This is a genomic window from Nocardia sp. NPDC057272 (genome assembly GCF_042668615.1).
Taxonomy (GTDB): domain Bacteria; phylum Actinomycetota; class Actinomycetes; order Mycobacteriales; family Mycobacteriaceae; genus Nocardia.
In genome coordinates, this window is record NZ_JBHUYK010000029.1 from 13135 (window position 1) to 26364 (window position 13230).

15 protein-coding genes are annotated in these 13230 nt (G+C 66.6%); 10 read left to right on the forward strand and 5 right to left on the reverse strand.

Annotation, left to right across the window (positions count from 1 at the left end; all coding sequences use genetic code 11):
• The first annotated feature begins 262 nt into the window (after window positions 1-262).
• The gene (locus ACFULV_RS28845; protein WP_378662074.1) at window positions 263-1261 is read left to right on the forward strand and encodes an oxygenase MpaB family protein; all 999 of its coding nucleotides are present in this window, start codon (window positions 263-265) and stop codon (window positions 1259-1261) included.
• Here the strand turns inward: ACFULV_RS28845 and ACFULV_RS28850 are convergent.
• A complete protein-coding gene (locus tag ACFULV_RS28850) occupies window positions 1254-2537 on the reverse strand; it encodes an MFS transporter (protein WP_378662076.1) in 1284 nt (427 codons plus the stop codon). The genes ACFULV_RS28845 and ACFULV_RS28850 overlap by 8 nt on opposite strands.
• A 112-nt stretch (window positions 2538-2649) precedes the next feature.
• Between ACFULV_RS28850 and ACFULV_RS28855 the strand changes: the two genes are divergently transcribed.
• The 4 genes from ACFULV_RS28855 to ACFULV_RS28870 all read left to right on the forward strand — a co-directional run bounded on the left by ACFULV_RS28855 (window position 2650) and on the right by ACFULV_RS28870 (window position 4691).
• Window positions 2650-3012: a winged helix-turn-helix transcriptional regulator gene (locus ACFULV_RS28855; protein WP_378662079.1), complete on the forward strand. Its 363-nt coding sequence runs from the start codon at window positions 2650-2652 to the stop codon at window positions 3010-3012.
• Between the two features lie 128 nt (window positions 3013-3140).
• Window positions 3141-3407, forward strand: coding sequence for a hypothetical protein (locus tag ACFULV_RS28860; protein WP_378630934.1), 267 nt, complete (start codon window positions 3141-3143; stop codon window positions 3405-3407).
• Between the two features lie 233 nt (window positions 3408-3640).
• On the forward strand, window positions 3641-4147 hold the full coding sequence (locus ACFULV_RS28865) for a hypothetical protein (protein ID WP_378662082.1): 507 nt from the start codon (window positions 3641-3643) through the stop codon (window positions 4145-4147).
• 55 nt (window positions 4148-4202) lie between these two features.
• A complete protein-coding gene (locus ACFULV_RS28870) occupies window positions 4203-4691 on the forward strand; it encodes a hypothetical protein (protein WP_378662084.1) in 489 nt (162 codons plus the stop codon).
• Window positions 4692-4721: 30 nt separating this feature from the next.
• On the opposite strand, the gene rox is transcribed toward ACFULV_RS28870, so the two are convergent.
• Window positions 4722-6161, reverse strand: a complete 1440-nt coding sequence (gene rox, locus ACFULV_RS28875; RefSeq protein ID WP_378662087.1) for a rifampin monooxygenase — start codon at window positions 6159-6161, stop codon at window positions 4722-4724.
• A 206-nt stretch (window positions 6162-6367) separates the two neighbouring features.
• On the reverse strand, window positions 6368-6769 hold the full coding sequence (locus ACFULV_RS28880) for a winged helix-turn-helix transcriptional regulator (protein ID WP_378662089.1): 402 nt from the start codon (window positions 6767-6769) through the stop codon (window positions 6368-6370).
• Between the two features lie 97 nt (window positions 6770-6866).
• Here ACFULV_RS28880 and ACFULV_RS28885 point away from each other — a divergent pair, with 97 nt between their 5' ends.
• From ACFULV_RS28885 to ACFULV_RS28895, 3 genes are all read left to right on the forward strand, one after another.
• On the forward strand, window positions 6867-7739 hold the full coding sequence (locus ACFULV_RS28885) for an alpha/beta fold hydrolase (protein ID WP_378662092.1): 873 nt from the start codon (window positions 6867-6869) through the stop codon (window positions 7737-7739).
• A gap of 178 nt (window positions 7740-7917) precedes the next feature.
• Complete coding sequence (locus tag ACFULV_RS28890) at window positions 7918-9144, forward strand: lipase family protein (protein ID WP_378662095.1); 1227 nt, start codon at window positions 7918-7920, stop codon at window positions 9142-9144.
• A gap of 93 nt (window positions 9145-9237) precedes the next feature.
• A complete protein-coding gene (locus ACFULV_RS28895; protein ID WP_378662098.1) occupies window positions 9238-9588 on the forward strand; it encodes an HNH endonuclease in 351 nt (116 codons plus the stop codon).
• A gap of 49 nt (window positions 9589-9637) precedes the next feature.
• Here ACFULV_RS28895 and ACFULV_RS28900 read toward each other — a convergent pair whose 3' ends face one another.
• On the reverse strand, window positions 9638-10618 hold the full coding sequence (locus ACFULV_RS28900) for a zinc-binding dehydrogenase (protein WP_378662101.1): 981 nt from the start codon (window positions 10616-10618) through the stop codon (window positions 9638-9640).
• Between the two features lie 83 nt (window positions 10619-10701).
• Here ACFULV_RS28900 and ACFULV_RS28905 point away from each other — a divergent pair, with 83 nt between their 5' ends.
• Window positions 10702-11355, forward strand: a complete 654-nt coding sequence (locus tag ACFULV_RS28905) for a TetR/AcrR family transcriptional regulator (protein ID WP_378662104.1) — start codon at window positions 10702-10704, stop codon at window positions 11353-11355.
• A 130-nt stretch (window positions 11356-11485) separates the two neighbouring features.
• Here ACFULV_RS28905 and ACFULV_RS28910 read toward each other — a convergent pair whose 3' ends face one another.
• Window positions 11486-12538, reverse strand: coding sequence for a hypothetical protein (locus ACFULV_RS28910; protein WP_378662107.1), 1053 nt, complete (start codon window positions 12536-12538; stop codon window positions 11486-11488).
• Between the two features lie 258 nt (window positions 12539-12796).
• Here ACFULV_RS28910 and arfB point away from each other — a divergent pair, with 258 nt between their 5' ends.
• The gene (gene arfB, locus ACFULV_RS28915; protein ID WP_378662109.1) at window positions 12797-13225 is read left to right on the forward strand and encodes an alternative ribosome rescue aminoacyl-tRNA hydrolase ArfB; all 429 of its coding nucleotides are present in this window, start codon (window positions 12797-12799) and stop codon (window positions 13223-13225) included.
• Window positions 13226-13230 lie beyond the last annotated feature (5 nt).

Below are 13230 nucleotides of genomic sequence, written 5' to 3' on the forward strand. Positions count from 1 at the left end.
GTCCACCTGGCGCCGCAGTGCATGCCCGCTCCGAAGCTATTGGTGAATGGACATCAACTTAGTGATCGAGAAGGGCGATGTCAATCGGTTGTAAGCGCTGAGTCGAATCCGAACTTCCCCTCCTCGGTGCGTGGAATTGTCGGTAACATAATGAGTGTGCCGGGGTACCCTTGGCGCCGAACCGCGTTCGCGAGGTGCGTCGGGCTGCTGTGCATCGCCTCGACTGCTCGGTCGCGCGGTACATCTCTGGAAAAGGATGACGATGAGCACGGCAATCAGACCTGGCGAACCCAATTACGTCGACCCACATAGTGATTCCTACGTCGACGAAGGTGCCGGACCCGCGTGGCGCCGGTCGGCCACCCCAGCGGTGGAACCCGCCGCGACGGAGCGTGTGCTGACTCTCGATCGGGTTCGCCTCCATATTCCCGACACGCACCGGTCACCACGCAAACGGCCCACCCAGCTGGCCGATGCCTTGGACTTCTGGATGTTCGCGGGCGCGGCCGCGAACGTGGCGATGCAGTTCGCGCACCAGGGGGTCGCGGCGGGTGTGATGGAGAGTCCGGTCGAATCCGGTGCGCTCATGGTGCATCCGTGGAAGCGGCTGCGGACCACTTCTGCCTACCTCGCGGTGGCCGTTCTCGGGACCGACGAGGACAAGTCGGCCATGCGGGCGGCCGTCAATGTCGCGCACCGCCAGGTCAGATCGCGGCCGGATTCGAAGGTGAAATACAACGCCTTCGACCGGAACCTGCAGATGTATGTGGCCGCGGCGATCTACATCGGTTTCGAGGACACGCACCAACTGCTGTGCGGCAAGATGTCCGACGACGAACTCGAGGCGTTCTACCAGGGCTCCGACACCTTCGGCACCACGCTCCAGGTACACCCCGACATGTGGCCCAAGACGCGCGCCGAGTTCGACGACTACTGGCTCGAGGCCTGCAAGCAGGTGGTGTGCGACGACGAATTCCGCTCCTACATCGACGATCTGCTGCACCTGCGGATGATCCACTGGTCCATCCGGGTGATGTTCGGCAGCCTCCTGCGGTTCCTGACCGCCGGCTTTCTGCCCCCGCATTTCCGCGAGCAGATGGCGATTGAATGGAGCACCGCGGATCAACGCCGATTCGAGCACCTATTCCAGTTCGTCGGCTTCGTCAACCGATTCATCCCGAAGTTCATCAGGTTCGCCGGTACCAACGCGATGATGCGCGATGTGCGCGGCCGCATCGCACGGCAGAAGTCGCTCATCTGATTCGGGAGCCGGTGGTGCCCAGGGCGGCGGCGGTGAGGCAGGCGAGGGCGGCGGTGATCCAGAGGGGAGTGTAGGAGCCGTTCAGGTCGCGGATCAGGCCACCCGTGAGGGCCATCGCGCCCGCGCCGAGTTGGTGGAAGACGCTGATCCAGCCGAACGTCAGGGCGCTGTCGGCGCCGAAATAATGCCGGCACAGGGTCAGTGTCGGTGGCACCGTCGCGACGTCGAGGATGCCGAACACCACGGCGAAGACGACGAGGTCGGGGGACCACCCGCTGGTGAACAGGATCGGGAGGAGGGCGAGGGACACACCGCGGCCGAGGAAGAACACGGCGAGGAGCAGTCGCGGTTCGATCCGGTCGGTGAGCCAGCCCGCGGACACGGTGCCGAGGATGTTGGCGACGCCGATGATCGCCAGCAGGCCCGACGCGGCGGTGGCGGCCATGCCGTGATCGTGCGCGGCGGGGGTGAAGTGACTCCACATCAGGCCGTTCGTGGTCGCCCCGCACAGTGCGAACATCGAGGCCAGCACCCAGAACCGGCGGTCGCGCAGGGCGCGGAGCAGGGCGGTGATCGTGCGGGAGAAGGGGTTGACTCGGCGATCGGTCCCGACGGGTTCGGTGTCGGGATTCGCGCCGTAGCGGACCGCACCGATTGCGGCGGGGCTCTCGCGCAGGAAGAGCAGTACGCCGAGCAAGGCCGCCGTCGCGAGAGCTCCGCAGGCGAGAACAGGCGCGCGCCAGTCGGCTCGCTCGAGCAACACGGATAGCAATGGCAGCATCGCGAACTGACCGAAAACGCTTGCCGCGGTCAGTAATCCAGTAGCAAGACCGATCTTGCGGTAGAACCAGCGGTTCGCCACCGTCGCGGCGAACACCGTCGTGATCGACCCGGTCCCGACCCCGATGGCGAAGCCGAACCACAGCACGAACCAGAAGACCGACGGAGTCCAGATCGCGGTGAGGACCGAACTCGCGATCAGCGCGAGCAGTGCGTACGACGTCACCCGGCGGATGCCGTAGCGGTCCATCATGGCCGCGGCGAACGGCCCGACCACCCCGTAGAGCACCATGTTCACCGCCACCGCGGCGCCGATGCCGGTGCGGCTCCACCCCTTCGTCTCGACCAGCGGTTCGGTGATCAGCCCCGCGATGGTGGCGAAACTCCCCGCCGCGACGAGCGCGAGGGCCGCCACGGCCACGATTGTCCACGCGGGATGAAAACGGGGCGCCCGCCCGATCGCGCGCTGCTCGATATCGACTGCGGAAATGCCCACCGGAATCCTTCGCGTTGCTCGACGTCCTTACCCTCGTTTCTAGCAATCAACGATCAGGATCGACAGTATGCACAATCTTGTCCATATGGACGGAATGGATACTATCGAGCGTATGGCAACCACGGATGAAGTCCGGGCGCCGATCGTACGAGCGATGCGGAGCTGCCCCGTCGAGGTGAGCATCGCCGTCCTCGGCGGCGCCTGGAAGATGACCATCGTCAAATACCTCCTCGACGAGCCCCTGCGCTACGGCGAACTACGCCGCAAGGTCGGCGAGGTAACCCCCCGCGTCCTCACCCGTCAACTCCGCGAACTGGAACAAGACGGCATCGTCAACAGACACTCCTTCGCCGAAGTCCCACCACGCGTGGAGTATTCGCTCACCCCGACCGGGCAGGCACTGCGCGGTTTCGTGTCCGAGCTGAACCGATGGGGCGCGGAATACGTCGAGAGTATTGCCCGTCCCGGCCGGTGAGCACTGACAGGATGGCGCTAGGTTGCAGACAACAGCAGTAGTGGGAGGTCTCTGTTTCTGAGATCCTCAGCAACGCTTCACAACTGGTCCGCGACCGCGTTGTCAGAGCTGAACCGGAAGGAGGACGGATGAGCGTTTCCTGGAAGGACGTCCAGGCGTTCCGTGGTCGAGGTGAAGTCGCGAACGCGCTCGCCAGTCGTGCGCAGGACGTCGATCGCTGGGCGGAATCCGAAGGCTACGAGGTGCGCGATGATGGCTCCATCCGTGACGTGTGGCGCGCGACCGGCCGGGACATCGAGCTGACCGGAGCGGAGTCGGTTCGCCGATACAAGGTGGTGTTCGACCTGCGATCCGCCATCGATGCGGTCCTCGCGGATGCGCAGCCTCACGAGTAGCGACCTCAGTACAGGTGAGGTCATGCAGATTTTCGGCGGTCGCGGCGTCGTCTGCGCGTGTCCGAGTACGTAGATCTTGCGTGCGGCGGCCGGCACACGGGCTGGTCGCCACAGGTGGTGGGCGCAGCGGGCTGCTGACTGATAGCGGGTCGTGAGGCAGAATGTGGACGTGAGCGTTATCAGTGGGACGAAGTTCGGGGCGGGTGTCGCGGCGCCTGTCTGCGGTTAGTTCGATGTCGGATCAGGACACAGGGCCAGGGGTCGCGCGCGGACCCGGCAACAGTCGATTCGATGCGGTGGAGCGGCTGCGTCAGAAGTTGGCAGAGACGAGGGCTGCCGAGACGGGTCCGCGCCAGGGTGAAGACTCGCCGTCGAACGTCGTGCGCCTGCCGAAGCCGCCGCGGCGACGTCAAGAGGATATCGGTGCAGCTCCGCGCTGGTCTCCGGTTCCCGATGGCGCCTACGATCCGGCGGCCACCCGCCCGGTGACCCGAGCGGAGTTGGAGCGCGAGTCGGGATCGTTGCCGGTCGACGATGTGACGCAGGCCGGCGCCGCGTCGGGCGGGAACGCCGAGCGCGATGCTAATCTCATCGATTTCGACGCGTCGCGCCGTAAACGTGTCGGCGGGGAAAACCGTCCCGGCGGCGGTCGGCGGATGGTGAGGCCGCGCAGGGTCGGCCCTCCCCGGAGCGATGGCGGTGACGCCGGTTCGTCGCGCCCGGACGAACCTGGCCGCTGAGTCGTTCAGGCGCGACCTGCTTCATTCGTTCATCGCGCCCCGGCATCATGGTGTGATGAGAATCAGCGTCACCGGGCACACGAACATCTCGGCCGAAACGGTCCCGCTCGTTCGTGCGGCCATCGCCGACCTGATCGCCGACACACCGGGTCTGGTCGGTATTTCGTGCCTTGCCCGCGGCGCGGACAGCGTATTCGCGGAAGTGGTTCTCGACGCGGGCGGGCAGCTCGAGGCGGTGGTGCCGTCGCGCGACTACCGGGAGTCGAAAGTGAAGCCGGACCACCTGGTGCAGTTCGACGGGCTCATCGAGCGGGCCACGACGGTTCGGGTCATGGACTTCGACCGTGCGGGCCGCGACGCGTATGAAGCCGCCAACGAGGTCCTGGTCAGTGAGGCCGACCGGATGATCGCGGTATGGGACGGGAAGGTCGGCGAGCGTGCCGGTACCGGGACCGTGGTCGCACTGGCGCGTGCGCGGGGCATTCCTGTCGATGTGGTGTGGCCGAACGGTGCTGTACGGGATCAGCCCGGTCCGCAGCAGTAGATGGTTCCACTGTCGTGGATGGCGCGGACGTCATCGAGGCGCGTCTGTGGGCGTGCCGAACCAGTGGGAGAGCTGGGTGTTCAGGTCCTGCTGGTGCTCTCCGATCCAGGCGACGTGCCCGTCGGGGCGTAGCAGCAGTGCTGGAACATCCAGTGCCGCAGTGGGATCCGCGATGATGTCGACCCGGTCGGACCAGCCGTCGACGCTCAGGCGTTCGGTGCGGTCCACGACCAGACCGCGGCCCTGACGAAGTCGGTCGTAGAGGTGGCCCTGCTTCAGGTCGAGGTCGGGCAGGCGGCGGCCGAGTAGATCGGGGCCTGGGCCGAAGTCGTAGCGGATGGCGGTCGCGGTGATCTTCTCGATCAGGTAGCGGTTCACCTCGTCGAAGCCCATCAGTTCGGTGAGCAGCCTGCGGACGGCCTGTGGGCCCGGCTCGGTGGATGCCAGTTCGACCTGGGCGCGAGTGTTGTCCAGCACGTCGGCGGCGACCGGATGACGTTCGGCCTGGTAGGTGTCCAGCAGTGTTTCGGGCGCCCAGCCGTGGATCTGCCCGGCCAATTTCCAGCCGAGGTTGACGGCGTCCTGAACGCCCAGATTCAGCCCCTGACCACCGGCGGGTGGGTGGATGTGCGCCGCATCGCCTGCCAGCAGCACCCGACCGACCCGATAGCGCTCGACCAACCGGGTGGCATCGCCGAAACGAGACAGCCAACGAGGGGAGTGCACGCCGAAATCGGTTCCGGCGATCGCGCGCAACTGCTGTTGGAAGTCCTCGAGCGTAGGCGGTTCCGTGCGATCCTCACGCACCCCCGCGGCGGGAACAACGACGCTGTAGACGCCCTCCCCGAAGGGCCTGAGACTGAATACCGCATGGGTCGCGCGGATTTCGGTCACCTTGGCGACGATCTCTTCCTGCGAGGCACCCACTCCCATCTCGCCCATCAACGTCTCGGTCCGGGCGGGCTCACCGGGGAAGCCGACACCGAGCAGTTTGCGCACCGTACTGCGCGCACCGTCACAGCCCACGAGATACCGCGACCGCACCCGCTCACCGTCGGCCAGCTCGACGGTCACGCCCTCGTCGTCCTGCTCGAAACCGACCACCGCGCAACCACTGCGGACCTGCGCACCCAGCTCGATCGCATGTTCTTCGAGTACATGATCGATGATCGGCTGCGGGATGCCCAGCTGATAGGCGTACGCGGAATCCAGCCCTGCGGGCGTAGGTGTGGCGATGGCGGCGAATACCCCGCCGACCGGACGCTGCCGTCCGCGTTCGAGAAGGCGATCCAGCAGCCCGCGCATCGCCATCAGCTCGAGACTGCGCACATGCAGACTGACCACCCGGACGAACGACGACACGGACTCGGGTTCCTTCTCCAGCACGAGAACCCGCACATCGTGCAACCGCAGTTCAGCGGCCAGCATCGCACCGGTCGGCCCACAGCCCGCAATGATCACATCGAACATGAACCACCCATTCGCCCGAATTCTCGCCTACCCCGTCGCCGCATCCCCGGCACCGCGCACGCATGCGTCGCGCTGATTCCGGATTTCCGCAGGTCCAGGCCTCGGCCGACAATTGTGCGGTACCCCCAGCGCTTGCCGCAAGCGATATATGCCAGAGCGCGAGGGTGTCTTGCCCGACCGATCTTTCGAAGGTGCCCGCTGGGAAGCTACTCGGCGTGTGCGTCATAGACGGCGCCGGCTCGGTCGATCTCGGCCATATGATCCTCGGCCCAGGTGCGCAGCGCCGCCAAGGGGACCTCCAGGGACAAGCCCAGTTCGGTGAGCCGATAGTGCACGCGTGGTGGCACCGTCGGCTCCACCCGGCGGGTGACGAGACCGTCCCGGGCCAGGTTGTGCAGGGTCACCGACAGCATCTTCTGGGATACACCGGGCATTCGCCGACGCAGCTCGGCGAACCGCACCTCACCCGGGGCGGCCTGTGCGAGGACCTTGACCGCCATCGACGTCCATTTCGTGCCGATGCGGTCGAGCAACTGACGTGTCGGACATTGCGCATCGAACAGGTCGCCGCGATCCGGTGTCTTCGCCTGCGCTGATCGAGTAGTCACCTGGACCTCACCACCTGTAGTCAACGTGCCGTCTTGGCAGCCTACCTTAGGTTACCTAGCGTTCCCTAGTAACCAATAGTTACTAATGGGAGGTCCCATGTCCCGCACGCCGCCGCTCCATGCCGCGCCTATCGAGCTGCGCCAGATCGAGACCAACGGCATCCGTGCCAATGTCGCCATCGCAGGCTCCGGCCCCGCAGTCGTTCTGCTGCACGGCTTTCCGCACACCTGGCGATTGTGGAGCGAGATCATCGGTCCGTTGTCCGCGCGGTACCGGGTGGTAGCCCCGGACCTACGCGGGTTCGGCGCCTCCAGCCGTGCGCCGGACGGCTACGACGCAGGCACACTGGCCGCCGATGTCACCGGGATCCTCGATGCCCTCGGCGAACCCACCGCGGCCGTGGTCGCGATCGATGCCGGCACCCCGGTCGCGGTCCTGCTCGCCCTGCGCCACCCCGACCGGGTGCGGCGGCTGGTGGTCATGGAAGCACTGCTGGGCAGGCTCCCCGGCGCCGAGGACTTCCTCGTCGCGGGTCCGCCGTGGTGGTTCGGATTCCATGCCGTCCCCGGTCTCGCCGAAACGGTCCTGCTCGGCCACGAGGCGCGGTACATCGAGTGGTTCCTCACCGCCGGCACCAGAGGCCGGGGCGTGCGGAAAGATATCCACGACGCGTTCGTCGATGCCTACACCGGAGATGACGCCCTACGCTGCGCCTTCTCCTATTACCGCGCACTGCCGACCAGCGCCCACCAGATCGATCACGCCGTGGCGACCGACCGGCTCACCACCCCCACCCTGGCGATCGGTGCCCACCCGGTCGGCGACGCGCTGGAGCGCCAGCTGCGCCCCATCGCCGCCGACCTCACCGGACACGTCATTCCGGATTGCGGTCACATCATCCCGTTGGACCGGCCGCAGGAACTGCTCAGCCTCATGATGCCCTTCCTCGCCGCCGAGCAACCCGCCTGAAGGCCAACGCCAGATGTCGTGCCGCTGTTCAGGTAGGTGGATGGTCGGATATTTGTCGTGCGACACCCCCGTCGACTTCCCGGCCACCGGATCACCGGTTCGGGTGTCGGGTCCTCTCGAATACATTACGCTCGCGGAGACGCAAAACTAGAACAGGTTCTCGGGGGTGGGGTGTTCGATGCGGGTAGCGCGGATCGCGGCATTGCGGGCGACGGTGAGCGGTGTGGTGTTCGCACTGGTAGCGGCGTGCGCGGGTGGGGCTACGGCAGTGCCGCTGCCGGAACAGGATTCGTTCTACGCCCAGCCCGAGGGGCTCGCCGACCTGGCCGACGGGACAGTGCTCTCGTCGCGGGTGATCGAGACGGAGTCGTTCGGGCAGCCGCTGCCGGCGGATGCGTGGCAGGTGCAGTACAAGACGATCGACAATCACGGGGCGCCGCGTGCCTATGTCGCGACAGTGCTTGTACCGCATCGGGAATGGGCCGGTGACGGCCCGCGTCCGCTGCTGTCGTATCAGGTCGCCGAAGACGGCGTCGGCGCGAGATGCGCACCGTCGTACGCGCTGCGTGGTGGGATCGACGGCGTCCCCAGCGGCGCATACGCCGAGACCGGCATGATTCGGTTTGCACTGCAACAAGGTTGGGCCCTGGTCGTACCGGACTATCAGGGGCCTGGCTCCGATTTGTTCGGTGCCGACGGGTATGTCCACGGCGTGCTGGACGGTATCCGCGCGGCCAGAGCGTTCGCACCCGCGGCTGTCGACCCCGCGGCGCCGATCGGCATGTGGGGATACTCCGGCGGTGCCCAGGCCACCGCTATTGCCGCGCAAGCGCACGCCACCTACGCCCCGGAACTGCGTTTGTCCGGTGTGGTGCTGGGTGGGATCGTCGCGGATCTGGAAGCCACCATGTCCGGCTTCAGCGGTGGAATCGCCGGTGGGGCGGTTGTGGTCGGCCTGGCGGGCTTGGACCGGTCGTATCCCGAAGCTGATGTGGCTCAGTACCTCAACGAATCCGGCCGCGGGATGCTGGCCGCAAGCCGGGCCGATTGCGTGCCCGACGCCGCTCTGGCGTATCCGTTTCTCGATGCGGCGGCGCTGGAAGCTTGGCCCGGGTCGATCACGAACAACGCCGAACTGAGCACGGTGGTGCGCAAAGCCAGCCCCTTGTTCCGCCCGGGCGCACCTGCCGTGCCGGTACTGCTCCATCACGCTGTCGCTGACGAGTTCGCGCCTATCGGTGCCGCCCGGGCGCTGGCCGGAAAATACTGCGCCGCGGGGATTCCGGTGCAGCTGGTGGAGAATTCCGTCGGCGAGCACGGTACCGAAGCCATGCTGGGAATGCCGGCGGCCCTGAACTATCTGGCCGACCGATTCGCCGCGAAGCCGGCGGCAAGCACCTGCTGAGCGGCATCAGCCCTCGACGGCCCAGGGGATGGGCGAACAGGCCCAGGCCCGGCCTCCGGCCAATTGATCATCGCAACGCGTATCCTGACCGTCGTGCCGACTGGGGGTAGCAAACAGGTCCGCGCCGCACGTAAGCGCAAGAAGCGGATGGCGGCCGTCGCCCACGACCTCACGGACGCGCAGTGGGACGCGCTCAAAACGTCCTGGGGTGGGTGCGCCTACTGCAAATCTCCTGCCACCTCGCTGCAGAAGGACTGCGTGCAGGCCCTCTCGCGCGGTGGCCGCTACACGCTCGGCAACGTCGTGCCCGCGTGTGGGTCCTGCAACGCCAGCAAGTGCAACGCCGAGGTGACCGGCTGGCTGCGCCGCAAGAAGCTCGACGAACGCTCGTTCCTCGTGCGCCACTATCAGATCGCGACCGAGCTCACGACGAGGTTCGCCTAGCCCACCCACATCACTGGTCATCGCAGGATGTCCAGAGCAGCAAGCGATCTCACCGACGTTCGGTGACCGATGGAACGAGCACGATTCTGCCGAACACCTCGCCAGCGTCCATTCTCCGGTGCGCCAGCACAGCGTGTTCCAGGGAAAGTATCTCGTGCACAACTGCTTTCAGCTCGCCGTGGACCGCGGCCGCGAATAGATCGGCGGTTGCTGCTCGCCGGTCGGATAGAGGCACGGTGTCGGCACTGAAGGTCGCGAACGACGTCGATCTCCGGAACGCCATGATCATCTCCACGCCGAAGTCCGCAGGCGGCATGCCTGCCATCACACCGACGACCACCATCCGGCCGTTGGGCTCGAGCTTGGTGAGGAACGACGGTAGATCCGCACCTGCGGCGATGTCGATGATGACGTCGTAGCCCGCTGGAGCGTTCTCCGCACCCCGGCCGGTGCGGTCCAGCACATGTGTCGCGCCGAGATCGCGCAGGCGATCGCCGCGCGCACGCGAGGAAGTCGTGACCGCGACAGCACCCGCACCGCCACGAGCCGCGAGCTGGACTGCCACCACGCCGATTCCGCCCGCCGCGCCACGCACCAGCACTGACTCTGCGCGCGTGAAATGCGCATGGCGCAAAGCGAAGTGGGCCACCACGGCCGAGCTGCCGAGTGTCACCGCGTCGACAGACGACAGGGCCGCCGGGACGGGAACGAGCGTCTCGGCGGAGGCGATCGCGCGCTCGGCATAGCCGCCGCCCTCACCGGTGAACGCCCACACCCGCTGACCGATCCACCCTGTGTCGACGCCCTCGCCGACCTCGGTCACAGTGCCCACGACCTCTTGGCCCAGAATGTGACCCGGCGTGATCCCGAAGGCGGCCAGCGCGCCACTTCGGACAAGGGCGTCGACACCGCCGACGCCGATCGCCTCGGTAGCGATCAACACCTGGCCGGCGGCCGGATTCGGGTGGGGTAGTTCGACCACCGCGAGGACCTCTGGACCTCCGAATACCTGCACCACTACTGCCTTCATCGGCGTCTCCATGCTCTGTTCTGGGGAAACTGACCAGTGGGACCGTAACGGACACCCCCGTCCGTTTAGTTAAAGTGAGAGCGGTGACCACTCGTTTGCCTCACACCCTGCGTTCGGATGCCAGGGACAACCGCGAACGCATTCTCGATGCGGCCCGCGCGGTGTTCGTTGTCGACGGCTTGGATGTGCCGATGCGGGAGGTCGCCCGGCGCGCCGACGTCGGCCCCGCCACCCTCTATCGCCATTTCCCGACCAAGGAGATGCTGGTCGCCGAGGCCTTCACCGATCAGATGCTCGCCTGCCGGACCCTCGTGGACGAAGGACTCGCCGACCCTGATCCCTGGCACGGCTTCTGTCGCACCGTCGAGAAGCTCTGCGAGCTGCAAGCCCGCGACCATGGATTCGCCGCAGCCTTCATGTCCGCCTACCCGCACGCGCTGGACTTCGCCGCGATCCGCAACTCCTCACTCACCGGTGCCGCCGAACTGATCCGCCGCGCCAAGAACACCGGCCACCTGCGCACCGACATCGTGGCGGACGACCTCATTCTCATGATCATGGCCAACAACGGCATCCATGCCGTCACATCGGCAGCACGAATCGCGGCCTCCCGCCGATTCGCCGCCCTCATGATCCAGGCGTTCCGGGTCTCACCGGAATCTGTACCGCTACCGCCGGTGCCACGATTGATGCCCGCGATGCCCCGACGCAAGTCGCGCAGCGCGACCACGGGATGACCGGCGGCAAGGCCGAGCCGACCAACGCGAACCCGGTGGCGGGCGGCCGAACCGCTTTGCGCGGTGAGCGACCGTGGTTCCACGAACCGCGCCCGCTCGGGCTCGGGTGAGGGTGCGGCGGTGGTGGTGGTCAGTAGTTGAAGTCGGGTGCGTCGATGGGAACGACTGGGAGCCACGGGTTGTGGTGCAAGTCGCGCTCGGGGACGGGGACGCCGTGGAACCAACCGTGGGTGGGGTCGGCCGGAGAGGTTTCGTCGGAGTCGATGTAATCCAGATGCAACCAGGACCATTGTTCGTGAGCCGGGCAGGGGCCGGTTCGCGCGCCGGGATCGCTGACGACGTCGGATTGGACCAGAACGTCGAGGTGGTAGGCGGCGGAGAACCAGCGTGCGGTGTCGCGTGCGGAAGGATCCGGGTCGCGGTGCCAGGTGGTGCTCAGCGCGCGCTCGTCACCGAGACCGCCCGCGCCTATCGAGCGTGCGGCCAAACGTCGCACCATGGGCGCAGATTCGGCCAGATCCGCGCATATACCTCGAGTGACAAGGGAATTGGCGTAGTGGCCCGGTCCGTTCACCGAGATCATCACCCCACCGGGGATTCGGCGGTCGTGATGGCGCCGCAGATGAGCGCCGGTATGGAACAGCTGCACACTGCCTTTGAACAGGCGCAGCACCCCGTCGCGACCGCGGAGCGGGATGGCCTCGGTATAGATCACGTCGGGCCGGACGGGGGCCAGTTCGGTGAGGTACAGCGACGCCAGTTCTGTGCACAGACGGGCGAATTCGGGACCTGGGCGGGCGTGAGCCAGACACCGGCTGTTGAAGATCACGAGAAAGGCGCTGCTCATTCCGCGCGCGGCCCGCTCCTTCCAGGTGCGGCGGTCTGCGGCGACGCGGGTTGAGATCGCGTGCGGCCCGGCCGCGATCGTCTGTTCGTCGACCCAGCACAGATCCATCGCCAATCCCCGCGCCGGTGTGCCGGACTTGGTGGCCATCCGTCCGAAAACACACGGCTGGTGCCGGGCCGCCCAGTCCAGAAACGCCGCGCGTTTGGTCTGCTCATCGGCAGCGGACAGCAGAATCTCGTTGGCGGCGTCGATATCGTGGCCGAACGATGTTCCTGCCGGATATCGGGGAAGTTCGGAGAGTGTGTCGAGCGAGATTCCAGCCGGAATCGGTGTCATCGTTGCCTCGGTGTCGGGGGCGATGAAGCTTCTGGACCGGCCAAGTCTGCCCTGCGGTCATCCCGATCGCACGCCGCCACTCCGTGTGGCTGAACGCGGTGCCGAAGGACGCACGAATGGATCGATGCCGGCAATTGCCGCACTCGCGGCCCACGTTCGCCAAGGTCATCGCTATCGTGAAGACAAGGTCACCGTCCAGTCGTACCCAGGCCGACCCGGCCGAGGCGACTGTTCGATCGGAGAGAGTGGCGTCGGATCATGGCAGAGGACCTGACCGTGACTCGGGGGCTGGTGATACCCGCGTCCGAGTTGCGCGAGCGGTTCTCACGGTCGTCCGGCCCGGGAGGACAACACGTCAACACCACCGACAGCCGGGTAGAGCTGTCGTTCGACCTCGCCAACTCACCCTCGGTGCCGGAGTGGCTGCGCACCCGGATGCTCGACCGCCTGGCCACCCGCCTGGTCAACGGTGTGCTCACGATCGCCGCATCGGAGCAGCGTGCACAACTGCAGAACCGCGCGGCCGCTCGCGAACGCCTGGCCTCGCTCCTGCGCGACGCCGCTGCCGCCCCGCCGCCCGTTCGCCGCGCCACCAAGCCCTCGCGCGGAGCGAAGGAACGACGAATCTCCGCGAAGAAGCGGCGCGGTGTCACCAAACGCAACCGCCGCGCGTCCCCCGACGACTAGCCGAC